We start from the raw sequence: 22,418 nt of genomic DNA, 5'->3' as shown, positions 1-22,418 counted from the left end.
CGCAGACCCAAGGGATGAGCATGACGGACGAGAAGAGAGACGAGGGCGCGCCCGCGCCCGCCAATGACAGCGTTGCGCCGGCCGAAACGGCGGGCCAGGCGCCGGGCGTCGACCTGCTCGAGGAAGCCCGGGCCGAGGCTGCCCGGCTGAAGGATCAGCTGCTGCGGGCGCTGGCCGAGACCGAGAATGTGCGCCGGCGGGGCCAGCGCGAGCGCGAGGACGCGCAGCGCTATGCCGCCTCGAATTTCGCCAAGGACATGCTGGCGGTGGCCGACAATCTGGGCCGCGCGCTCCAGCATATCCCGGCTGAGCAGCTCGACAGCGATCCCGCCCTGAAGACGCTCTATGACGGCGTCGCCGCGACCGAGCGCCAGCTGCTCTCGGCCTTCGAGCGCCACAACATCAAGCGCATCGAGCCGCTGGGCGAGAAGTTCGACAGCAACCTGCATCAGGCAATGTTCGAAGTCCCGGGCACGGGCCAGCCCGCCGGAACCATCGTCCAGGTGCTGCAGCCCGGCTATGTGATGCATGACCGCCTGCTGCGCGCGGCCATGGTCGGCGTCGCCAAGGCCGAGCCCGCCGGCACCCGCCCGAACGGCGAAGGCACCCAGCCCGGCAGCCGGATCGATACGGTGGCGTGATAAAGGGGCCGACGCCGCCGATCAGTTGCGGTTGATATCGGGCCTGCCGGAACGGCGCATCAGGATCGGAAAGAGCAGCAACATCAGCAGCCCGACGGCGGCGAGGCCGAGGCCGGCGGTCCAGATTTCGACCCGGTCCCAGAGCCAGTAGCCGGCCGCGGCCAGGGCAACCCCGATCACCAGATCGGCCCCGAACACGACCCGGATGATGCGATAGATGCCGCTGCTTCTCGGATCGGACCCCGGACCGTTCATCATGACTCCTGGCGTTTGGCGCTCATCGTCGGAAGCGGGGGCCAGCATAGGAGCGGGCCCCCGGCGGGGCGAGGGGGCCCGGAAGGATCGGCGATCATGTCGGCAGGACGCAGAATCTGGCGTTTCTGCGACCATCAGGTGCTTGCGTCCCGGCCATTGGCGCCTATATATCCGTCGGGCCGAAAGGTCATTTTCCCAAGCGGTACCGGGCTTTGCCGGGTGCCGCAGGGTAGCTTGAAATTCGGGGGTCCCGGGCGGTGCTTCGCCAACCCGAGAAGGCCGCGGGCGGACCTGCCATGGAAATGAGGAAGAGATGAGCAAAGTTATCGGCATCGATCTCGGTACGACCAACTCCTGCGTTGCCGTCATGGAAGGCAAGGACGTCAAGGTCATCGAGAACGCGGAAGGCGCGCGGACGACGCCTTCGATGGTGGCATTCGCCGAGTCCGGCGAGCGTCTGGTCGGCCAGGCCGCCAAGCGCCAGGCGGTGACCAATCCGGAAAACACCCTGTTCGCGATCAAGCGCCTGATCGGTCGGCGCTATGACGATCCCTTGACCCAGAAAGACAAGGGCCTCGTCCCCTACAAGATCATTCCGGGCGACAATGGCGATGCCTGGGTCGAGAGCCACACCAAGAAATATTCGCCCTCGCAGGTCTCGGCCTTCATCCTGCAGAAGATGAAGGAAACCGCCGAGAGCTATCTCGGCGAAAAGGTCACGCAGGCCGTCATCACGGTCCCGGCCTACTTCAACGACTCGCAGCGCCAGGCGACCAAGGACGCCGGCCGCATCGCGGGCCTTGAAGTGCTGCGCATCATCAACGAGCCGACCGCGGCCGCTCTCGCCTACGGCATGGAGAAGAAGGGTGCGGGCACCATCGCGGTCTATGACCTCGGCGGCGGCACCTTCGACATTTCCGTGCTCGAGATCGGCGACGGCGTGTTCGAGGTGAAGTCGACCAACGGCGATACCTTCCTCGGCGGCGAGGATTTCGATGCGCGCATCATCGACTATCTCGCGGACGAGTTCAAAAAGGAGCAGGGCATCGATCTGCGCAAGGATCGCCTGGCCCTGCAGCGCCTGAAGGAAGCGGCCGAGAAGGCGAAGATCGAGCTTTCGGGCTCGATGCAGACCGAGGTCAACCTGCCCTTCATCACGGCGGACCAGAGCGGCCCGAAGCATCTCAACATCAAGCTGACGCGCGCCAAGCTCGAAGCGCTGGTGGACGATCTGATCCAGAAGACGATCGAGCCCTGCCGCGCGGCCCTGAAGGATGCCGGTCTGAAGGCCTCCGAGATCAGCGAAGTGGTGCTGGTCGGCGGCATGACCCGCATGCCCAAGGTGATGGAGACGGTGAAGTCCTTCTTCGGCCGCGAGCCGCATAAGGGCGTCAATCCGGACGAGGTCGTGGCCATCGGTGCGGCGATCCAGGGCGGCGTGCTCAAGGGCGAGGTCAAGGACGTCCTCCTCCTCGACGTGACCCCGCTATCGCTCGGCATCGAGACGCTGGGCGGCGTGTTCACCCGCCTGATCGAGCGCAACACCACGATCCCGACCAAGAAGAGCCAGGTGTTCTCGACCGCCGAAGACAATCAGAACGCGGTCACCATCCGGGTCTTCCAGGGCGAGCGCGAGCTCGCGGCCGACAACAAGATCCTGGGTCAGTTCGACCTGGTGGGCTTGCCGTCGGCACCGCGCGGCGTGCCGCAGATCGAGGTGACCTTCGACATCGACGCCAACGGCATCGTCCAGGTTTCGGCCAAGGACAAGGCCACCGGCAAGGAGCAGCAGATCCGGATCCAGGCTTCGGGCGGTCTCAACGAGGCCGACATCCAGAAGATGGTGAAGGATGCCGAGGCCCATGCCGCCGAGGACAAGAAGCGCAAGGAGCTGATCGAGGCCCGCAACAACGCCGACAGCCTGATCCACTCGACCGAGAAGTCGGTGGCCGAGGCGGGCGACAAGGTCGCGGCCTCGGACAAGAGCGCCATCGAGACGGCCTCGGCCGATCTCAAGGAAGCGCTGAAGGGCGAAGACAAGGACGCGATCGAGAGCAAGACCCAGGCCCTGATGCAGCTCGCCATGAAGCTGGGCGAGCAGCTCTATAAGCAGAAGGAAGCCGAAGCCCAGGCCGGCGGCCCCGGTGGCGGGTCGGCGGGTCCGGGTGCGGGTGCGGGTGCCGGCGGGACCGGCGCGCCCAAGGACGGTGTCGTCGACGCCGACTTCGAGGAAGTCGACGAAAACCGCAAGAACAAGGCGTAACCGACACCCGGTTCGGACCAGAGAGACGGGATAACGACGGGGCCGGCGGGCCTTGGGGGAGTATTCAGATCATGCTCCATCGCTCGCCGGCCCCGTTTCTGTTATGTGAAAACGGTCTTTCAACCTTCGAGCCCTAAGCTCCGACAAGCGACGACATCCGACGACCATGGCCAAACAGGACTATTACCAGACCCTCGGAGTGGCGAAGGACGCGAGCGGGGAGGCCATCAAGAAGGCCTATCGCGCAGCGGCCATGAAGTTCCATCCCGACCGCAATGCCGGCGACAAGGCGGCCGAGCATAAGTTCAAGGAAATCAGCGAAGCCTACGAGATCCTGAAGGACGAGCAGAAGCGCGCGGCCTACGACCGCTACGGCCATGCCGCCTTCGAGAACGGGGCCGGTCCCCGCGCCGGCGGCGGTGCCGGGTTCGGGGCGGGCGGCTTCGCCGACATCTTCGAGGAGATGTTCGGCGAGTTCGTCGGCGGCCGCGGCCGCGGGCCCCAGGCGACCTCGCGCGGCGGCGATCTCCGCTACAACATGCAGATCACGCTCGAGGAGGCCTTCGCCGGCAAGACCGCGACCGTGCGGGTGCCCTCCTCGGTCAAATGCGATGATTGCGGCGGCTCGGGCGGCGAAAAGGGCGCCCATCCGATCTCCTGCCCGGTCTGCCATGGCTCGGGCCGGACCCGCATGACGCAGGGCTTCTTCACCATGGAGCGGACCTGCACGCACTGCGCCGGCACCGGTCGCGTCATCGAGAAGCCCTGCAAGACCTGCGGCGGCTCGGGCCGCACGCGCCGCGACAAGAACCTCAATGTCAATGTGCCGCCGGGCGTCGAGGACGGCACCCGCATCCGGCTCGCGGGCGAAGGCGAGGCGGGCCTGCGGGGCTCGCCGCCGGGCGACCTCTACATCTTCCTCTCGATCGAGCCGCACAAGCTGTTCGAGCGCGACAGCGCCGATCTCCATTGCAAGGTGCCGATCTCGATGGTGACCGCCACGCTGGGCGGCCCGATCGAGGTGCCCGGCATCGACGGCACCCGCGTGCGGCTGCAGATCCCGGCCGGCGCCCAGACCGGCCAGCAGTTCCGCCTCAAGGGCAAGGGAATGAGCGTGCTGCGCCAGAATCACCGCGGCGATTTCTATGTCCATCTCGCGGTCGAGACGCCGGTGCATCTGAGCAAGAAGCAGCAGGAGCTGCTGCGCGAGTTCGACAAAGCCGCCACCAAGGGCAAGCCCTACAGCCCCGAGGCCGAGGGCTTCTTCGCCAAGGTGAAGGAGTTCTGGCAGGAGCTGAAGGAGTAGGATTTAGGGCTTTCGTCGAGAGTGCCACGGTCGGTGCCAGCCCCGGGCCCTTTCGCAGAGCGACCTCCTAGTGATTCCGCTGCACGACTGTCGGGTCGATGCGCCTCGCTTCGTCGAGGTCGGCGTTCGCCTTCGCCATGTCACCGGCCTCTGCGTAAACGCGCGACCGTACATAATAGGCATCCGCCAGATATTCATCGATCTCGCGGATCTTGGGATTGAGAGCCGAAGCCTCGCCATACCGGCCGTTCTCAAACCAGGATCTGACGCGCTCGCTCGGCGGATGAGCGGCCGCTTCGCCATAGAACCGGATCGCCTCGGTGAGATCGTGGAGCGCGCCTTCGGTTTTCTCTGCGCCGTCATACAGATTGCTGCGCCCGTAATAGGCATCGGCAAACGTCGGATCGATCTCCAGGGCCTTGGTCAGATTGCTGAAGGCCGCTTGCCGGTCGCCCTTGTCGAGATAGGCATTGGCCCGGTTGTTGTAGGCGAAAATCTCCTGCGGATGCAGTTCGATGAGCGCCGTGAAATCGAGGATCGCGGCATCCGGGTCGTGGCTGCGACGATAGGCCAGCCCTCGATTGTTCAGGGCATAGGGATAGTCGGGCCGGAGACGGAGGGCCTCGCTATATTCGCGAATGGCCGCGGGATAGTCGCGTAGCTCATACTGATAGTCATAACCGCATTCATAATGATCTTCGGCGGTCGTGCCCTTGCAAGCCGTGGCGGATGGGGCTGGGGAAGCGCAGGCCTGCAGCATCAGCAGCAACCCAACGATGGCGAAGCCCAGCGGCCGGAGAGCCCCTTTGGTCATCATCACCTGATCCTTTCGTTGCGCCACTCGGCGTCGCGGTCGATCTCATGGGCCGTCACCAGATCCGCGTCCGATCGGCCTCGTCGGAGCGGCCGGACGCATGGGGCGGTTGCTGCCGGCGGCCGACCGCCGCATCGATCTATACCGTCGTGCAACCCGACAGATCTCATCGGCCTTCGCGGTTACTCCTCCAGCCAGGCTGGCGGTGCGGTTGCGTCCGATATGAGAGGAGCTTGCCAGCAGCGTTTTGGCGCGGTCTCGCCTTTCGCCGCGCAAAAGCGCGACACGAGCACCCCTTCCAAGTAGAGGTCGCCCGCATAGCTCGTTCTCGACAGGGTCCCGTCGAAGACATAGTTGTATTCGGTCTGACGCAGGACCAGCCTTTCCCCCTCGAGCGTCCACCGGCCATGAAACGTCGGCTGAATCCGTCTTTCCGTCGCGCTGTTGCGGCCATCTTCGTCATAGCTGCCATCCGCCGCTATTCGCCAGGTGAAGATAAATCTGGGAAACGCGTCCGGAATGAGAACTGTCCAGGTTCCAGCGACACCGAGGTTGTCCGCGGCGGCGGGGACCATCGCGATCGCAAGGACGAGCCATGCCGCGGTGAGAGCAAGACCAATTTGGCGAAGGCGAACTGGGGGTGAACAGTGCCGCATAGGCCTATTCCCACTCAACCCTTGTTATTTGTAGGTTTACTATACCCAATTATGAGTTGTATCTCAATCTTGGGCGCTCGATCTTGCGCCGCCGCTTGCCGCCCGGCTAAATGCCCCTCCAACAACATCGAACCGTCATGATCGGACGGAAGGCGGGGACCATGGCCACCAGGATCGGCGTCGTCGGAGCGGCAGGGCGCATGGGGCGCATGCTGCTGGCGACCATCGCGGCCACGCCCGGCTGCGTCATTGCCGGCGGCACCGAGCGGCCCGGCAATCCGGCGCTCGGCCAGGATCTGGGCAAGCTCGCCGGGATCGAGCCCGCCGGGGTCGTCCTCACCACCGATTCCGACGCGCTGTTCGCGGGCGCCGACGCGGTCCTGGATTTCACGGCACCCGCGGCGACCGCGACCCATGCGAGCCTCGCCGCCAAGCACGGCCACGCCCATATCATCGGCACCACCGGCCTCGAGGCACCCGAGCGCGCCACCATCGAGGCGGCGGCCAAGCGCGCGCCCATCGTGCTCGCCCCCAATATGAGCCTCGGCGTCAATCTCGCCATGCTGCTGGTCGAGCAGATGGCGAAGGCGCTCGATACCGACTGGGATATCGAGATCGTCGAGATGCATCACCGCCATAAGGTGGATGCGCCCTCCGGCACGGCGCTGGGGCTCGGCCGCGCGGCGGCCAAGGGCCGGGGCGTGTCGCTCGACAGCGTGGCGCAGCGGTCGCGCGACGGCATCACCGGTGAGCGGCGCAAGGGCGATATCGGCTTCGCCACGCTCCGCGGTGGCGACGTCGTGGGCGAGCATCGCGTCATCTTCGCGGCCGAGGGCGAGCGGATCGAGATCGGCCATATCGCCACCTCGCGCGCCATCTTCGCACGCGGCGCCGTCAAGGCCGCGATCTGGGCCCAGGGCAAGCCGCCCGGCCTCTATGCCATGAAGGATGTGCTGGGGCTGTGAGCGCGAGTTCCTCCGCGCCGGCGCTGTTCGACCTGACCGGCAAGATCGCGATCGTCACCGGCGGCAATCGCGGCATCGGGCTCGGCATGGCGAAGGGCCTGGCCGACGCGGGGGCGATGGTGGTCGTGGCCGCGCGCGACGAGGTCAAGAGCGAGGCGGCGGTCAAGGAGCTCGCCGCCACGGGCGCCAAGGCCGTCTCCATCGCCGTCGATGTGACCGGCGCCGCCTCCTGCCGGGCGCTGGTCGAGGCGACGGTCGCGCGCTTCGGCCGGCTCGACATCCTGATCAACAATGCCGGGATCAATATCCGGAAGGTCCCGGAGAGCTACTCGGCCGAGGAGTGGCACCGGGTGCTCGACATCAATCTCACCGGCAGCTTCCTCTGCAGCCAGGCGGCCTATCCCGCCTTGTGCCAGGCCGGCGGCGGCAAGATCGTCAATATCGGCTCGATGATGTCGATCTTCGGCGCCTCCTTCGCGGTGCCTTATGCGGCGAGCAAGGGCGGGGTGGTGCAGCTCACCAAGGCGCTGGCGACCGCCTGGGCCAAAGACAATATCCAGGTGAACGCCGTGCTGCCGGGCTGGATCGACACGGACCTGACGCGCGATGCGCGCCGCCAGGTCGAAGGCTTGCATGAGCGCATCGAGGCCCGCACGCCGGCGCGGCGCTGGGGTGAGCCGCGCGACATGGCCGGCGTCGCCGTGTTCCTGTCGGCCCCGGCCTCCGACTTCATCACCGGCGCCACGATCACGGTCGATGGCGGCTATTCGGTGCAGGGCTAGGGGCTGATGGCCAGCGCTTCGAGCGACGTCATCGTGGTCGGCGCCGGCCTCGCCGGCGCCTCGGCCGCATCGGCGCTCACCGCGCGCGGCTTGAAGGTCACGGTGATCGAGGCACGCGACCGCACCGGCGGGCGTGGTTTTGCCCGCGGCTTCGCGGGAAGCGAGGAATCGCTCGAGTTCGGCGGCGGCTGGATCACGCCGTCCCATGCGCGCATCCGCGAGCATTGCCGCCGGCATGGGGTGGCGTTGCGACCGCGCGCGGCCGTCACCGAACGGCGCTGGTATCGCGACGGCGCGCTCCATCGCGACGGACCGACCTCGCCCGAGGATCGCAACCGCCACGAGCGGGTGATCGCACGGATCGCGGCCGACGCGATCCTGCTGAAATCGGGCCACGACAAGGACGAGAAGGGCCGGCCGATCGCCGGGGTCAGTTTCATCGACTATCTCGATCGCCTCGATCCGCCCCCGGCGACCCGCGATCTCCTGAGCGCCTGGTGGACGGTCTCGGGCAATGCCGAGAAGAGCGTCGCCCCCGCCTCGGAGCTGCTCGGCAGCAGCGCTTATGGCGAAGGCCTGACCGATGCCATGATCGATGTCTGGGTCGAGACGCTGGTGGGCGGCGTCTCGGGACTCTCCGCCCGGATGATCGCGGCCTCAGGCGCGACGCTCCTCCAGAGCCGTCCGGTCGCCTCGATCCGTTGCCAAGCGGACGGAATCGTCGCGACGCTCGCCGATGGCACATCGCTCGAGGCGAGGGCGGCAGTGATCGCGACGGGCCTGAACCCGATGCGCAATATCCGGTTCGACCCGGGCCTGAGCGCCGGCAAGACGGAGGCGATCGCCAAGGGCCATATCGGCCGCGCGGTGAAGATCTGGGTCAAGGCGACCGGCGTTCCGGTCGGAATCCTCGCCACCGGCGGCGGCAGCGGAAGTGGCATCGAATGGTTGTTCGCCGAACGCCCATCGGCCGATGGCGCGACGCTGCTGGTGGGCTTCGGCGTCGCCGCCGACGGCTGGACGCCCGCAATGCCGCGCGACGCGGAGATCGCCATGGCGCGCTTCTTTCCCGAAGCCCAGATCCTCGCCGTCGATTGGCATGACTGGATCGCCGATCCCCATTCGCTGGGGACCTGGGTCTCGGCGATCGCGGGATCGGAAGCGCTCTTCGAGCATGAGAATTGGCGCGCGGAAGGGCGCCTCGCTTTCGCCAGCTCCGATTTCGCGCCGGCCCATGCCGGATGGTTCGAAGGGGCCGTCACCTCGGGCGAAGCCGCGGCCGACGAGATCGCCCGCGCGCTCGGGAAGAACCAATAATTCCTTGAAGCGTCAGCGCCGCGCGGAGACCAGGGCGGCTTTCAGCGCATTGGCGAAGTCGAGCCGCTCGGCCGGCGACAGGAAGCGCCCGATCGCGAGCGCATTGCCGTGCGAGCGCAGCAGCAGCGGCGTGTCGGATTCGATCGGCTCGTCGAGCTGCACCTTGAGCCAGTAGGGCTGGAAGCTCCAGCGCTGGACCCGGCCCTTGAGGTCGTGGCGCTCGACCGTCAGCAGGCTCGGCGTGAGCCGGATCCGCTCGAACTGGCGGGCGCTGCGATAGTTGAGACGGAACAGCAGATAGAAGAGGCCGATCTCGATCACGCCGAAGCCGGTGATGGGCCAGGCGCCGATCGTGAGGAAGGCAATGCCGGCGAAGAAGCCGACGGCGCCGATCGCGGTCATCAGGATGGCGAAGCCCGCGGGCGGCAGGCTGCGATAGGGCGTGAGCACGGCGTCCAGCAGCACGGCTTCCGCCGGCGCGGTCACGTCGCTTTCCTGTGCCGCCGCCTCGTCGCGGTCGAGCGGCAGGGGGGTGCCCTGTTCATTGCCCATGGGCCGCCACTATAAGTCCGGGGGGCGCCTTCGCAAAGTGACGGTCTTGGCAATTTTCGGGGGATATCCCAACGGCTTCGCGGGGCTCGGCCCGCCTGCTATAGAAGGTTCTCATACCGTTCCCGCTCGGGGCACGACCGGTGGCGCCGGAGGCCAGACATTCCGCTCATGAAGCCCGCCCAGATCGAGGAGATGTTCCGCCGCTTCCAGGCCCACAACCCGGATCCGCGCGGCGAGCTCCAGTTCATCAATCCCTTTACGCTTCTGGTCGCGGTGGTGCTCTCGGCCCAGGCGACCGACGCCAGCGTCAACAAGGCAACCGAGCCGCTGTTCAAGATCGTGCAGACGCCGGCCGAGATGGTGGCGCTGGGCGAGGAGCGGCTGCGTCCTTACATCCGCACCATCGGTCTCTTCAACACCAAGGCGAAGAACGTCATCCGGCTCTCGGAGATCCTGCTGGCGCAGCATGGCGGCGAGGTGCCGAAGCAGCGCGAGGTGCTGGAGACGCTGCCGGGCGTCGGACGCAAGACCGCCAATGTCGTGCTCAACATCGCCTTCGGCGAAGCGACCATCGCGGTCGATACGCATATTTTCCGCGTCGGCAATCGCACCGGCCTGGCGCCGGGCAAGACGCCGCGCGAGGTCGAGGACCGGCTCGAGAAGGTGGTGCCGCCTGCCTACAAGCTCCATGCCCATCACTGGCTGATCCTGCATGGGCGCTATGTCTGCAAGGCGCTCAAGCCCGACTGCCCGCGTTGCCTGATCAACGATCTCTGCCAGTTCAAAGGCAAGCTGCTGGCCGTCGATCCGGTCGCGCCGACGTCTCCTAAGTCATTGGCAAAAAAAGGAAAATCGGAAAACGCCAAAGGCTCGGGAAAGGCCAAAGGCAAGCCTTCGCCCAAGCGCGCCAGACTGAAGAAGAAGAAGGGGCCGGCTTAGAGGGCGCTGATGCGCTTCTCGGTCATGAGCGCCGAGACGCAAGGATCGGCGGCAAGGCTCGCCGCCGAACGGTCGCGCGCTTCGAGGTAGGTCACACGCAGCGGCGTGCCGGCAGCTTCCTGCGGATAGAGATAGAGATCGAGGACGCAGGCCTGGGCGCGGTACTGCCAGATCTCGGCGCCCGTCTCGCTGCGAACCAGCTGCGGATGACCGAAGAGATGCTGCAGCTGGTCCGGACCCATGCCCATCAGGTCTTTGGAATTGGCACTCTCGGTCGTGTCCGGTGCGGTGGCGGTCGCCTGTTGAACGGCCGGGGCCGGGGTCTGCGCGGTGCTGACGGTGCTGGTGGCGGGCGCGGCCGAAGCGCTCGGCGGCAGGGTCCGGCTGGCGCAGGCGGTCAGCGCCAGGGCCATCAGCCCGGTCGCGACCATCCCCATCAACCTGTTGAAACTCAACATAAAACTCATCGCCGGAGTCCGGCGCCCTGCGCGACCGAGATGCCCATCCAACAGTTCGATGCGAGACCAACCAGCCAGGGGTGCCGCACCAATCTCGTCGCGCCCAAATGCTATGACACAATCGTTACTGATTCGTCACCGGGTTGTCCCGCATTTTCGGAAAATTTTCCTAAGATTTTTTTGGGGCGCAGCCATACGGATTCCACGGAGCGTTTCGAGGCGCTGACCTGGGATGCGATTCCGATCGGCCGGTGCGACGGAGCGACGCGTCAGCGACGGGACGGCGGCGCCATCAGCGCCATCGAGAGATGCACCATGAAGGCTGTCGCAAGCACCGGCGCGATCAGGTTGAGGATCGGCACCGTCAGGAGGAAGGCGATGGCAATGCCAGCGAGAACGATTCGCCCTTGATGGGCGCGGCGCAGCCGGCGTGCGGCCTCCGGATCCATCCGGCGCATGGCGACCTGCTCGAAATATTCCCGGCCGAGCAGATAGCCGTTCACGCCATAGAACAGCACGGCATAAGCCGGCGGAAACCAGAGCAGCAGCAGGTAGAAAGGGAGCAGCAGCAGGTTGAGCCCGACCGCGACGGCGGTGAAGGCCAGGGTCTGGCGAATGATCTCGCCCCAGGATTGCGGCCGGGCCGGCGGCAGCAGCGGGTAATGCGCCTGCTCGACCGTGTCGCTGACCTCGTCGAGGAAAACGCCGAGCGTGCTGGTGACGGCGGCCGGGAACAGGAACCAGGCCAGGATCACCACCCCGAAGCCGGCCGCGAACTCGATCACCTTGTCGAGCCAGCCGATGTCGAAATGCGCCAGCCAGGCCGTCAGGAACCAGAGCCCGACTGAGAGCAGCGCCAGCACGACAAGCGCCAGCCCCAGGCTCTTCCACAGCACGGCGCGGACGCGAGGATTGCCGAGGTCGCCGAAGGCGGCGGCAAGGGCACTGAACATGGGGCGGGGCCTCGGACTGGGGGGAGGGAAGGAAAGGCATTTCTGGACAATGATTTAGCCAGGCGCGGCGGGGCGATCAATGGCGCCCGCCGCTGGAATTGGGGGTGCGAACCCTCCGGCGCCAGGGGTCTCGGCCTCGAAGCCTCGGAAATACCGGTCTTTTCGCCCCGGGGCCCCGGCTGCGGCGGAAGCGCTGAGGGGCCTGAGTTTGCTTGAGATTGGGCGGCCGCTGGCTATACTCCGCCGCGCGCGCCGCCCGGATCTGCCTGAACTCGATTTCAGGCCCTTTGGGCGGCGCCTGTTTTTCCCGGCACAGACCCGCCCGCCCGTGAGGGGCCTGGGCCCGTTCAGCAGAGGGCGCTCCGGCGACCTCCAGGATCGAGATCGACGCATGGCCAACAGCCCGGCTCCCGCGGATATCGACGTGCTCGGCATCGGCAACGCCATTGTCGATGTGCTGAGCCATGCCGACGAGCGTTTCCTCGCGCGTTCGGATCTGGCCAAGGGCAGCATGCAGCTGATCGACGCGACCCGCGCCGACCAGCTCTATCGCGCGGCCGGTCCCGCCATGGAAGCCTCGGGCGGCTCGGCCGCCAACACCATCGCCGGCCTGGCGATCCTGGGCGCGCGCGCCGGCTTCATCGGCAAGGTCTCGAACGACCAGTTCGGCGGTATCTTCCGTCACGACATCAAATCGCTCGGCATCCATTTCGACACCCTGCCCGCGACCGAGGGCGCCCCCACCGCGCGCTGTCTCGTCTTCGTGACGCCGGACGGCCAGCGCACCATGGGGACCTTCCTGGGCGCCTGCCTCGAGCTGACCGAGCTCGATATCGACGAGGCCCTGGTAGAGCGGGCCAAGATTACCTATCTGGAGGGTTATCTCTGGGATCCGCCGCACGCCAAGCTCGCCTTCCTGAAGGCGGCCGAGGCGGCGCATCGCGCGGGCCGGATGGTGGCCTTGAGCCTCTCCGACGCCTTCTGCGTCGATCGCCATCGCGCGGAGTTCCAGCAGCTGGTCGAGAACCATGTCGACATCCTGTTCGCCAACGAGCAGGAGATCTGCTCGCTCTGGGAGGTCGCCGATTTCGACGCGGCGCTGCAGAAGACGCGGGGCAAGACCCGGATCGCGGCGCTGACGCGCAGCGAAAAGGGCTCGGTCGTGCTGTCGGGCCGAGAACTTCACGTGATCGATCCGGCGCCTGTCATGCGTCTGGTCGATACCACCGGGGCCGGCGACCAGTATGCGGCGGGGTTCCTCTACGGACTCGTCACCGGTCGCAGTCTCGCCTCCTGCGGACGGATCGCCAGCCTGGCGGCCGCCGAAGTGATCCAGCATCTGGGCGCGCGGCCGGAAGTGCCGCTCGCCGAACAGGTGCTGTCCGATTTCGTCTGAAGAAAGAAGCAAGGCTCGACGCCATGACCGGTCACAATCACATCCGCAACATCGCCATCATCGCCCATGTCGACCATGGCAAGACGACGCTGGTCGATCAGCTGCTCCGGCAGTCCGGCACCTTCCGCGCCAACCAGCAGGTGGCGGAGCGGGTCATGGATTCGAACGAGCTCGAGCGCGAGCGCGGCATCACAATCCTGGCGAAATGCACCTCCGTCACCTGGAAGGGCATGCAGATCAACATCGTCGACACGCCGGGCCATGCCGATTTCGGCGGCGAGGTCGAGCGCATCCTGAGCATGGTCGACGGCGTGGTGGTGCTGGTGGACGCGGCCGAGGGGCCGATGCCGCAGACCAAGTTCGTCACCACGAAAGCCTTGGCGAAAGGCCTGCGCCCGATCGTGGTCATCAACAAGGCCGACCGTCCGGACGCGCGCGCCCATGAAGTCCATGACGAGGTGTTCGACCTGTTCGCGGCGCTCGACGCCAATGACGAGCAGCTCGATTTCCCGACCCTGTTCGCTTCGGCCAAGCAGGGCTGGGCGTCGGTCGAGCTCGAAGGCGAGCATAAGGACATGGCGCCGCTGTTCGACCTGATCGTGCGCCATGTGAAGCCGCCGGTGGCGGATGCCGACGCGCCGTTCGACATGCTGGTCACGACGCTCGAATACGATCCCTATCTGGGCCGCGTGCTGACCGGCCGCATCCATTCCGGCCGCGCCCGCGCCAACATGATGGTGAAGAGCCTGCGCCCGGACGGCGAGGTGATCGAGCAGGGTCGCCTGACGAAGCTCCTGGCCTTCCGCGGCATCGAGCGGGTCTCGGTCGACGAGGTCGAGGCGGGCGACATCGTCGCCATCGCCGGCCTGACCGAGACCACGGTCGCCGACACGATCTGCGATCCCGCCGTCGAGAAGCCGATCGCGGCGCAGGCGATCGATCCGCCCACCCTCTCCATGACCTTCACAATCAACGATTCGCCGCTGGCGGGCCGTGAAGGCGACAAGGTGACGAGCCGCATGCTGCGCGCGCGCCTGATGCGCGAAGCGGAAGGCAATGTCGCGATCAGCGTGAAGGAATCCTCCGACAAGGACGCCTTCGAGGTGGCCGGCCGCGGCGAGCTGCAGCTGGGCGTCCTGATCGAGACCATGCGCCGCGAAGGCTACGAGATGTCGATCAGCCGGCCGCGCGTGATCTATCGCAGCGATCCCGCCACCGGCCAGCGCCTCGAGCCGATCGAGGAAGTCGTGGTCGATGTCGACGAGGATTATGTCGGCGTGGTGGTCGAGAAGCTGGGCCAGCGCCGCGGCGAGATGACCGACATGCGGCCCTCGGGCGGCGCCAAGACCCGCGTCAACTTCCTGGTCCCGTCGCGCGGCCTGATCGGCTATCACGGCGAGTTCCTGACCGACACCCGCGGCACCGGCATCATGAGCCGGCTCTTCCACGGCTATGCGCCGCATAAGGGCCCGATCGAGGGCCGGCGCAACGGCGTGCTGATCTCGACCGGCGGCGGCTCGGCCGTCGCCTACGCGCTCTGGTATCTCGAGGAGCGAGGGCCCCTCTTCATCAATCCGGGCGAGGCGGTCTATGAGGGCATGATCATCGGCGAGCACAGCCGCGGCAACGATCTCGAGGTCAATCCGCTCAAGACCAAGCAGCTCACCAACATCCGCACCACCTCGAAGGACGAGGCGATCCGCCTGACGCCGCCGCGCCAGATGTCGCTCGAGGCCTCGATCGCCTATGTCGAGGAGGACGAGCTGGTCGAGGTGACGCCGAAATCGATCCGCCTGCGCAAGAAGCTGCTCGACCCCAACGCCCGCAAGCGCGCCTCGCGCTCGGCCGAGGCGCAGGCCTCGTAAACCGACGGTCTCGCCCGGGCGACATCCCGCGCCCGGTGCGTTATAAGGGCCGCGGCATTTCGCGGGGCCCCGAGTCGATGGACAGCAGCAGCGCAGGGCGGGCGCAAGCGCGCCGCAATTGGCGGGAGACGCTCAAGGTCTATCTCGACCGGCGCATTCTGGTCATCCTGCTGATGGGGTTCTCGAGCGGCCTGCCGCTGCTCCTCACCCTCTCGACCCTGTCCTACTGGCTGAAGAAGGCGGGCGTCGATCTCACCACCATCGGGCTGTTCGCGCTGGTGGGCGTGCCCTACAGCTTCAAATTCGTCTGGGCGCCGATCGTCGATCAGATCCGGCTGCCGCTGCTGACGCGCTGGCTCGGGCGCCGGCGCGGCTGGGCGCTCCTGACGCAAGCCTGCCTGGTGGCGGCGATCCTCTTCATGGGCGCGACCGATCCCGCCACCGACCCCTGGTGGACGGCGCTGGCGGCGTTGCTGGTCGCGTTCTTCTCGGCGACCCAGGACATCGCCATCGATGCCTATCGCATCGAGATCCTCTCCGAGGAGGAACAGGGGGCCGGCGCCGCCGCGACCCAGGCCGGCTACCGGCTGGGGCTGATCCTCGCCGGTGCCGGGGCGCTGGCGGCCTCCGATTTCATCGGTTGGCCCGTGATCTTCGCCGGCCTCGCGGCCGCGGTCGGCATCGGCATGGTCGCGGTCCTGATCGCACCGGAGCCGACGCCGCCCGAGAGCTGGCGCAATCTGGCGCGCCAGCCGGTGCTGCTGCAGATCAAGCAATCGGTCTGGGATCCCTTCGCCGAATTCCTGTTCCGGCCGGGCGCCCTCGTCGTGCTCGCCTTCGTGCTGCTCTACAAGTTCGGCGACGCCATCGGCGGCACCATGGCCAATCCCTTCTATGCCGAGATGGGTTTCACCGGCACCGAGATCGCGGCCATCTCCAAGGTCTTCGGTGTGATCATGACGCTGGTCGGCGTCGCCGCCGGCGGTCTCATCGTCGCGCGCTACGGGCTCTATCGCGCGCTGGTGCTGGGCGGCGTGCTGCAGGCGGCGACGAACCTGCTCTATGCCTGGGTCGCCGTCGAAGGCCACGACCTGGTGGCGCTGACGGTCACGATCGGCGCCGACAATTTCGCCAATGGCGTGGGCTCGGCCGCCTTCGTCGCCTATCTCTCGAGCCTCTGCAACGTCGCCTTTACCGGTACGCAATATGCGCTGCTGAGCTCCTTCATGGCCGCCGGCCGGACCATGCTGTCCTCAGGCTCCGGCTGGCTCGCGGCCGAGCTCGGCTGGGCGCCCTTCTTCATCTCGACGGCCTTCCTGGCGGTGCCGGGCCTGCTGCTGCTGTTCTGGCTGATGCGGCTCTATCCCACGCCCGCAAAGCCCTTGCCGTCGGCGCCCTGAGGGCTACGCTTGTAGCCCCTTCAAGGAGTGCCGCCATGGACGAGAAGACCATCTCGCTGCGCGATGCCAACCAGCAATTCGCCGAGATCGTGCGCCAGGTCGAATCCGGACAGACCTACATCGTCACGCGCCGCGGCGAGCCGGTCGCGCGGATCGAACCGGTCTCGAAGAAGCGCAAGCTGACGCCGGCGCAGGAAGCGGCCTGGAAGCGGGTCCGGCGCGTGATGGAGAAGGGCTTCGATCTCGGCGGCAAGGCGCCCAGCCGCAAGGACATCCATGGCCGCTGACCGGTTCTCGCTTGACGCCGGCATCCTCTTCTGCGCGATCGACCGCGCGGCCGGCGAGAAGCATCGGATCGCGGCGCGGCTGGTGACGAAGGCGCTCGACGGCGATTGCATCCTCTCGCTGCAGGCGGTGACCGAGTTCTTCGCCGCCGTCACGCGCAAGGAGAAGATGGCGCTCAGCGATGCGGCGCAGCTGGTGCGCGACTGGATCTCGATCTTTCCCGTGGTCTCGCCGACCGCGACAACGCTGGATGCGGCGCTGGCCCTGGTGACGGCCGGCCGTGCCGAGCTGGCGCAGGCGACGCAGATCGCCTGCCTCGAAGCGAACGAATGCCATCTGCTGCTGAGCGAGGATTTCGACGGCAAGGCGCGAATGGGCCAGGTCGAGATCGTGAATCCCTTCGCGCGGGATTTGCCGGCACCCCTGGCCTTCCTGCTGGCCGAGCCGAACGATGACGACTGATCCCCGCATCGAGCTCTTCGAAGGCGACATCACCGCGCTCGAGGTCGATGCGATCGTCAACGCCGCCAATGAGCGCCTGGCACCGGGCGGGGGCGTCTGCGGCGCCATTCATCGCGCCGCGGGGCCGGAGCTGGCGGCGGCCTGCGCGCGCCTCGCGCCTTGCGCCACCGGCGGCGCTCGGGCGACGCCGGGCTTCAAGCTCAAGGCGCGTTTCGTCATCCATGCGGTGGGGCCGGTCTGGCAGGGCGGAGGCAATGGCGAGCCCGACAAGCTCGAAGGCGCTTATCGCGCCGCGATGCGCATCGCCGCCGACCGGGGGTGCCGCTCGATCGCCTTTCCGGCGATCTCGACCGGGATCTATGGCTATCCGCTCGCACCCGCGACCCGCATCGCGGTCGCCACGGTGCGCGAGGAGCTGGCGCGCCCAGGCGCGCCGGAGCGCGTGATCTTCGCCTGCTTCGGGCCCGACGTGGCCGCCGCCTATCGGCAAGCCCTCTCCCCGAACTGAGTCGCGCCGATTCCAGCGGCCTTGACATTTTCATCGAAAAACATATCTTACGATATGTCTAATGATGAAAAAAGAACCCTAGACTATGAGAATTCACATTGAAGACCATGACGATAGACGCGGCTGGCATCGCCATGGCCGCGACCGCGACCGCGACCGCGACCGTGACTGTGCGGGACGGGGCGGACGGGACGGCGAGTTCCGTGGACTGTTCGGCGGACGGGGGCGCGGTGGCCATGGCGGCTCGGGCCATCATGGCGGGCGGGGCTTCCGCCTCGGCAGGCGCCTGGGCTCGAGCGATCTGCAGCTGATCCTGCTGGCGCTCCTGGCCGAGCAGCCGCGCCATGGCTATGAGCTGATCAAGGAGCTCGAGGAACGCAGCCACGGCTTCTACGCGCCCAGCCCCGGCATGATCTATCCGGCGCTGACCTATCTCGAGGAGATCGGGTTCGCGACGGTCGAGGCCGAGGCCAACAAGAAGCTCTACCGCATCAACGAGGCGGGCCAGGCCTTCCTCACGGAGAACCGCGCGACCGCGGACACGATCCTGGCCGAGCTGGCCGAGGTCGGCGCCAGGTTCGCCGAGGCGCAGCGCCTGATGGCAGAGGGTGGCGCGGCCGGCGAGCGCGGCGATACCGATCGTCGCGAGGATCGCGATGCCTGGCCTTTGGGCCGGCGCCGGCGCGGCGGCGTGCTGCCCGAGATCCTCGAGGCGAGGCGCGACATCAAGCGCGCGCTGAACGAGCTCGAGGATGCGTCGCCGGAAGAGCAGGCCCGTATCGCGGCAATCCTGCGCCGCGCGGCCTCGGACATCCGCGGCAGGTGAGCCTGAGAATCCACCGAGGTCTCTCGCGTCGAGAGGCCTCGGGCGGATTCTCGTCGGTCTCAATGCAGCGTGAAGCTCAGGCTGGCGCTGGCCGACGCAGGGTTGCTGCTGCTCGAGAGCGAGACCGAGGTTCCGGGACCGCAGGTGATGCCGCTGCCGCAGCCGAGCGACTGCGGCCCGGTTCCATTCTGGGTCACGGCCGGCCCCGTGCCGATCTGCGCCGAGACGGTGTTGCCCGGCGGCAGCACGCTCAGCAGCGTCGGGATGAAACCGGTCAACGCGTTGAGCGTGCTCTGGCTGCCATTGGCGAGCGCCGTCCTCGCCGCGGGCGTCAATGTGCCCAGCATCCCTTGCGTCAGGGCGCCGAGAAATCCGGTGCCGCGCATCTCGCCCATGTCGCGATCGCTCAACGCGACCGCATCGACAAGACCGATGCGGTCGGCGCCGAGGGCGGCGTCATCGGCAAAGCAGGGGACGGACGAGAGGGTCAGAACACCGGCAATGCCGAGAAACGCCAGCTTGCCTGCTGAAACCAGCATGGAAGGCCTCCGTTGCGACACTGGGCCTGAGGGGTTCGGGTGATGCGGAAACCTAACACCCGGTCCGGCGGCGTTCTAGAACGCAAGCGCCATCAAAAGTTAGATCGATCCTCAAATCTTCGTCATGTTCAACCGGAAGCAGGACTGACCTTCCGTCGACCTCTCAATGGGTGACGTTGAGATTCAGCAACAGGCTCCCTGCCGACGCGTTGTTATCGGCGTAAAGAGAAACGCTCATTCCGACAGGACATGACAGGCCGTTGCCGCAACCGAGCGACTGCGGCACGGTTCCGATCCGCATCACGGTCGGTTGATCATTGAGTTCCGCCGCGACCAGGTTGATGGCGGGCAGCTCGTCGAGAAATGCCGGAAAGAAGCTTTCCAGAACGCCGTGTGCACCGCTGGGTGTCGCGCCCGCCACCGATGCGCCATCGGATTGCTCCAGGAGCCCGAAGAGCAAGCCGGACAGAGCCGTCTCGAAACCGCCGCCCCGCAACTGACTCATGGATTGATCCGTGAGCGGCGTCGTACTCGCGAGGCCGGCGGCCTCGAACAAAGCACCGACTTCGTCCGCCGAGGCGGCGGGTGCGATCAGGAACAAGCCCGAGGCGCAGGCAATGACCGCTATCGCCAGCTTGCGTGCCGGAATGAGCATGGGGTGTCTCCGAGCGACTCCGCGGATGACGGGGTGGATCGGCCCCCGCTGTTCCGCCGTCACCGGAGCGCCAATCCTTCCGCCCAGCGATAACCGAGATAGGGTTAAAAAAGCCGCTACAACCGGTCAGGCGCGCTGACAGATGTCGTGCCGACCAACCCGCGACGCCAATCCCCATGGATCGCGTCCGCGTGACGAGAAGGCGGGATATCGGAGAGGGCAGGCCGCGCGCCATCGGAAGCGGGCTTCGCCCGCTTCCGATGGCCGCTGGACCTATTGTTCGCGGTCGAGCGAGTAGCCGGCCGAGCGCACGGTGCGGATCAGGTCGAAATCCGCCCCGTCATTGATCGCTTTGCGCAGCCGCCGGATATGGACGTCGACCGTGCGCGGCTCGACATAGACGTCGGGACCCCACACCACATCGAGCAGCTGCTCGCGCGTGAAGACGCGGCCCTGATGCTCCATCAGATGGCGCAGCAGGCGGAACTCGGTCGGCCCGAGATGGATGTCGCGCCCGTTGCGACGCACCCGGTGCGCGATGAGGTCCATCATCAGGTCCTCATACTGCAGATTGTCGCCGTCGAGCGCCGGCCGCGAGCGGCGGAGCAACGCCCGCAGCCGCGCGATCAGCTCGCCGGGGCTGAAGGGCTTGGTGACATAATCGTCGGCGCCGCTGTCGAGGCCGCGAACCTTGTCGGCCTCCTCGCCGCGCGCCGTCAGCATCACCACCGGCACGGCCCGGGTCTCGGGCAGGCGGCGGAGCTGGCGGCAGACCTCGATGCCCGAGACCAGCGGCAGCATCCAGTCCAGCAGGACCAGATCCGGCCGGCGTTCCTTGGCGAGGAGAAGCGCCTCCTCGCCGTCGCGGGCCTCGATCACCTCGAAGCCTTCGCGCTCGAGATTGTAGCGCAGCAACGTCACGAGGGCCGCTTCGTCCTCGACCACGAGGACGAGCGGCTTGGCCTGCTGCTTCTGCATCGATTGCGGCCTAGGCGCCGGCGCGTCCGCCGGGCGTGGGTGCGATTGCATAGCTTGTGACATCCCCTTTGGGTCTGGCGATTTCGATCCCGCGACCGTGGACGAGGAAATAGACGGTCTCCGCGATATTTGTTGCATGGTCACCGATGCGTTCGATGTTCTTCGCGATGAACATCAGGTGGATGCAGGAGCCGATGTTGCGCGGATCCTCCATCATGTAGGTCAACAGCTCGCGAAACAGGCTGTTGTAGAGGGAATCGACTTCTTCATCGCGGCTCCAGGCGGCGACCGCCCGTTCCGCGTTCTTGTCGACATAGGCGTCGAGCACGTCTTTGATGATGCTCTGCACCAGCTGACCCATGCGCGGAATCGCCTGCAAGGTGCTCACCGGCTGGGCCTGCGAGATGGCGATGGCGCGCTTGGCGATGTTGGTGGCGTAGTCGCCGATCCGTTCCAGATCGGCCGAGATCTTGAGCGCCGCGACGACCTCGCGCAGGTCGGAGGCCATGGGCTGGCGCAGGGCCAGCATCCGCACGGCCATCTCGCCGATCTGATGTTCCAATTCGTCGATGCGCTTGTCGGCCTGGATCACCTTGCCGGCGAGCTCGGCATCCCGGCGCATCAGCGCGTCGGTCGCCGTCTGCAGCTGGACCTCGGACAGCCCGCCCATCTGGGCGATCGTCCGGTTCAGCAGCTTGAGCTCGTCGTCGAAGGACTTGACGATATGTTCCGCGGTCATGTCGCGTCCTGCTCCCTTGGGTCGTTCCGTCTCGATGCCGCTTCAGATCAGCCGAAGCGGCCGGTGATGTAGCCCTGGGTCCGTTGATCCTTCGGGCTGGTGAAGATCTGAGGCGTGTCGCCGGTTTCCACGAGCTCTCCCAGATGGAAGAACGCCGTGCGCTGGCTGACGCGCGCGGCCTGCTGCATGGAGTGGGTGACGATCACGATGGTGTAGTTCTGGCGCAGTTCGTCGATCAGCTCCTCGATGCGGGCGGTCGCGATCGGATCGAGCGCCGAGCAGGGCTCGTCCATCAGGATCACCTCGGGGCTGACGGCAATCGCCCGCGCGATGCAGAGGCGCTGCTGCTGGCCGCCGGAGAGCCCGGTGCCGGCGTCCTTGAGGCGGTCCTTGACCTCTTTCCACAGGCCGGCGCGCTCGAGGCTGGTCTGCACCACCTCCTCCAGCTCGCGCCGGTTGGTCGCCATGCCGTGGATGCGCGGGCCATAGGCCACGTTGTCGAAGATCGTCTTGGGGAAGGGGTTGGGCTTCTGGAACACCATGCCCACCCGCGCGCGCAGCACCACGACGTCGAGCTCGCGGGCATAAATGTCCTCGCCGTCGAGCGTGATCGTGCCGGTCACCCGGCAATTCTCGATCACGTCGTTCATGCGGTTGAGGCAGCGCAGGAAGGTCGACTTGCCGCAGCCCGAGGGGCCGATCAGCGCCGTCACTTCGTTGCGGCGGATGTCGAGCTCGACATGCTTCAGCGCATGCTTGTCGCCGTAATAGACATTGGCGTCGCGGGCCGAGATCTTGACCGGCGTGTTGCCCTTGAGGGGCATGGCCGTCGCGGCGCCTGCGGCCGGCGCGGTTGCGAGCGTC

24 protein-coding genes and 1 pseudogene are annotated in these 22,418 nt (G+C 66.7%); 14 read left to right on the top strand and 11 right to left on the bottom strand.

Features of this window, described 5'->3' with window-relative positions; genetic code table 11:
* The first annotated feature begins 20 nt into the window (after positions 1 to 20).
* Positions 21 to 641: a nucleotide exchange factor GrpE gene (grpE, locus tag FRZ44_RS25550; protein ID WP_225308445.1), complete on the top strand. Its 621-nt coding sequence runs from the start codon at positions 21 to 23 to the stop codon at positions 639 to 641.
* Between the two features lie 21 nt (positions 642 to 662).
* Here the strand turns inward: grpE and FRZ44_RS25545 are convergent, their stop codons facing one another.
* Positions 663 to 899 (bottom strand): hypothetical protein, encoded by a 237-nt coding sequence (locus FRZ44_RS25545; protein ID WP_151179842.1) that lies wholly within the window; start codon positions 897 to 899, stop codon positions 663 to 665.
* A gap of 310 nt (positions 900 to 1,209) precedes the next feature.
* Between FRZ44_RS25545 and dnaK the strand changes: the two genes are divergently transcribed.
* Together dnaK and dnaJ are read left to right on the top strand one after the other, a co-directional pair.
* Positions 1,210 to 3,159, top strand: a complete 1,950-nt coding sequence (gene dnaK, locus FRZ44_RS25540; protein ID WP_151179841.1) for a molecular chaperone DnaK — start codon at positions 1,210 to 1,212, stop codon at positions 3,157 to 3,159.
* A 166-nt stretch (positions 3,160 to 3,325) separates the two neighbouring features.
* The gene (dnaJ, locus tag FRZ44_RS25535) at positions 3,326 to 4,465 is read left to right on the top strand and encodes a molecular chaperone DnaJ (RefSeq protein ID WP_151179840.1); all 1,140 of its coding nucleotides are present in this window, start codon (positions 3,326 to 3,328) and stop codon (positions 4,463 to 4,465) included.
* A 67-nt stretch (positions 4,466 to 4,532) separates the two neighbouring features.
* Here the strand turns inward: dnaJ and FRZ44_RS25530 are convergent, their stop codons facing one another.
* Both FRZ44_RS25530 and FRZ44_RS25525 read right to left on the bottom strand, forming a co-directional pair.
* Positions 4,533 to 5,282: a tetratricopeptide repeat protein gene (locus FRZ44_RS25530; protein WP_151179839.1), complete on the bottom strand. Its 750-nt coding sequence runs from the start codon at positions 5,280 to 5,282 to the stop codon at positions 4,533 to 4,535.
* A gap of 179 nt (positions 5,283 to 5,461) precedes the next feature.
* Entirely contained in the window at positions 5,462 to 5,854 is a 393-nt protein-coding gene (locus FRZ44_RS25525; RefSeq protein WP_151179838.1) for a hypothetical protein, read from the bottom strand.
* A gap of 242 nt (positions 5,855 to 6,096) precedes the next feature.
* Between FRZ44_RS25525 and dapB the strand changes: the two genes are divergently transcribed.
* The 3 genes from dapB to FRZ44_RS25510 are packed head-to-tail and all read left to right on the top strand — an operon-like array spanning position 6,097 to position 8,999.
* Positions 6,097 to 6,900, top strand: coding sequence for a 4-hydroxy-tetrahydrodipicolinate reductase (gene dapB, locus FRZ44_RS25520; RefSeq protein WP_151179837.1), 804 nt, complete (start codon positions 6,097 to 6,099; stop codon positions 6,898 to 6,900).
* Complete coding sequence (locus FRZ44_RS25515) at positions 6,897 to 7,682, top strand: SDR family NAD(P)-dependent oxidoreductase (protein ID WP_151179836.1); 786 nt, start codon at positions 6,897 to 6,899, stop codon at positions 7,680 to 7,682. The genes dapB and FRZ44_RS25515 overlap by 4 nt, the downstream gene beginning before the upstream one ends.
* Positions 7,683 to 7,688: 6 nt before the next feature.
* The gene (locus FRZ44_RS25510) at positions 7,689 to 8,999 is read left to right on the top strand and encodes a flavin monoamine oxidase family protein (protein WP_151179835.1); all 1,311 of its coding nucleotides are present in this window, start codon (positions 7,689 to 7,691) and stop codon (positions 8,997 to 8,999) included.
* Between the two features lie 12 nt (positions 9,000 to 9,011).
* Here the strand turns inward: FRZ44_RS25510 and FRZ44_RS25505 are convergent, their stop codons facing one another.
* Entirely contained in the window at positions 9,012 to 9,551 is a 540-nt protein-coding gene (locus FRZ44_RS25505) for a DUF2244 domain-containing protein (protein ID WP_151179834.1), read from the bottom strand.
* A gap of 168 nt (positions 9,552 to 9,719) precedes the next feature.
* Here FRZ44_RS25505 and nth point away from each other — a divergent pair.
* Positions 9,720 to 10,352, top strand: a pseudogene (nth, locus tag FRZ44_RS25500) (endonuclease III); the annotation flags it as partial.
* A 134-nt stretch (positions 10,353 to 10,486) separates the two neighbouring features.
* Here the strand turns inward: nth and FRZ44_RS25495 are convergent.
* Both FRZ44_RS25495 and FRZ44_RS25490 read right to left on the bottom strand, forming a co-directional pair.
* Positions 10,487 to 10,957 (bottom strand): hypothetical protein, encoded by a 471-nt coding sequence (locus FRZ44_RS25495; RefSeq protein ID WP_151179832.1) that lies wholly within the window; start codon positions 10,955 to 10,957, stop codon positions 10,487 to 10,489.
* Between the two features lie 260 nt (positions 10,958 to 11,217).
* On the bottom strand, positions 11,218 to 11,901 hold the full coding sequence (locus FRZ44_RS25490) for an EI24 domain-containing protein (protein ID WP_151179831.1): 684 nt from the start codon (positions 11,899 to 11,901) through the stop codon (positions 11,218 to 11,220).
* 391 nt (positions 11,902 to 12,292) lie between these two features.
* Here FRZ44_RS25490 and FRZ44_RS25485 point away from each other — a divergent pair, with 391 nt between their 5' ends.
* The 7 genes from FRZ44_RS25485 (at position 12,293) to FRZ44_RS25455 (ending at position 18,643) form a co-directional block, all read left to right on the top strand.
* Positions 12,293 to 13,297, top strand: coding sequence for an adenosine kinase (locus FRZ44_RS25485; protein ID WP_151179830.1), 1,005 nt, complete (start codon positions 12,293 to 12,295; stop codon positions 13,295 to 13,297).
* Between the two features lie 23 nt (positions 13,298 to 13,320).
* Entirely contained in the window at positions 13,321 to 15,162 is a 1,842-nt protein-coding gene (gene typA / locus FRZ44_RS25480) for a translational GTPase TypA (protein ID WP_151179829.1), read from the top strand.
* Positions 15,163 to 15,239: 77 nt separating this feature from the next.
* Positions 15,240 to 16,562 carry an AmpG family muropeptide MFS transporter gene (locus FRZ44_RS25475; RefSeq protein WP_151179828.1) on the top strand — a complete coding sequence of 441 codons (1,323 nt, stop codon included), beginning with the start codon at positions 15,240 to 15,242 and terminating at the stop codon, positions 16,560 to 16,562.
* Between the two features lie 35 nt (positions 16,563 to 16,597).
* Positions 16,598 to 16,849: a type II toxin-antitoxin system Phd/YefM family antitoxin gene (locus tag FRZ44_RS25470; protein ID WP_151179827.1), complete on the top strand. Its 252-nt coding sequence runs from the start codon at positions 16,598 to 16,600 to the stop codon at positions 16,847 to 16,849.
* Complete coding sequence (locus FRZ44_RS25465) at positions 16,839 to 17,309, top strand: PIN domain-containing protein (RefSeq protein WP_151179826.1); 471 nt, start codon at positions 16,839 to 16,841, stop codon at positions 17,307 to 17,309. Before FRZ44_RS25470 ends, FRZ44_RS25465 begins: the two co-directional genes overlap by 11 nt.
* Positions 17,299 to 17,817 (top strand): O-acetyl-ADP-ribose deacetylase, encoded by a 519-nt coding sequence (locus tag FRZ44_RS25460; RefSeq protein ID WP_151179825.1) that lies wholly within the window; start codon positions 17,299 to 17,301, stop codon positions 17,815 to 17,817. The genes FRZ44_RS25465 and FRZ44_RS25460 overlap by 11 nt, the downstream gene beginning before the upstream one ends.
* An 85-nt stretch (positions 17,818 to 17,902) precedes the next feature.
* Positions 17,903 to 18,643: a PadR family transcriptional regulator gene (locus FRZ44_RS25455; RefSeq protein WP_151179824.1), complete on the top strand. Its 741-nt coding sequence runs from the start codon at positions 17,903 to 17,905 to the stop codon at positions 18,641 to 18,643.
* A 59-nt stretch (positions 18,644 to 18,702) separates the two neighbouring features.
* On the opposite strand, the gene FRZ44_RS25450 is transcribed toward FRZ44_RS25455, so the two are convergent.
* The 5 genes from FRZ44_RS25450 to pstB form a co-directional block, all read right to left on the bottom strand.
* On the bottom strand, positions 18,703 to 19,182 hold the full coding sequence (locus tag FRZ44_RS25450; RefSeq protein ID WP_151179823.1) for a hypothetical protein: 480 nt from the start codon (positions 19,180 to 19,182) through the stop codon (positions 18,703 to 18,705).
* Positions 19,183 to 19,345: 163 nt separating this feature from the next.
* Positions 19,346 to 19,837: a hypothetical protein gene (locus tag FRZ44_RS25445; RefSeq protein ID WP_151179822.1), complete on the bottom strand. Its 492-nt coding sequence runs from the start codon at positions 19,835 to 19,837 to the stop codon at positions 19,346 to 19,348.
* Positions 19,838 to 20,110: 273 nt separating this feature from the next.
* Positions 20,111 to 20,815: a phosphate regulon transcriptional regulator PhoB gene (gene phoB / locus FRZ44_RS25440; RefSeq protein ID WP_151179821.1), complete on the bottom strand. Its 705-nt coding sequence runs from the start codon at positions 20,813 to 20,815 to the stop codon at positions 20,111 to 20,113.
* Between the two features lie 10 nt (positions 20,816 to 20,825).
* Positions 20,826 to 21,554: a phosphate signaling complex protein PhoU gene (phoU, locus tag FRZ44_RS25435; RefSeq protein WP_151179820.1), complete on the bottom strand. Its 729-nt coding sequence runs from the start codon at positions 21,552 to 21,554 to the stop codon at positions 20,826 to 20,828.
* Positions 21,555 to 21,601: 47 nt separating this feature from the next.
* Positions 21,602 to 22,378 carry a phosphate ABC transporter ATP-binding protein PstB gene (gene pstB / locus FRZ44_RS25430; RefSeq protein WP_225308733.1) on the bottom strand — a complete coding sequence of 259 codons (777 nt, stop codon included), beginning with the start codon at positions 22,376 to 22,378 and terminating at the stop codon, positions 21,602 to 21,604.
* Between the last annotated feature and the right edge of the window lie 40 nt (positions 22,379 to 22,418).

The sequence above is a fragment of the Hypericibacter terrae genome (genome assembly GCF_008728855.1).
Classification (GTDB): Bacteria; Pseudomonadota; Alphaproteobacteria; order Dongiales; family Dongiaceae; genus Hypericibacter; species Hypericibacter terrae.
This window is presented reverse-complemented; position numbering and strand designations above follow the sequence as displayed.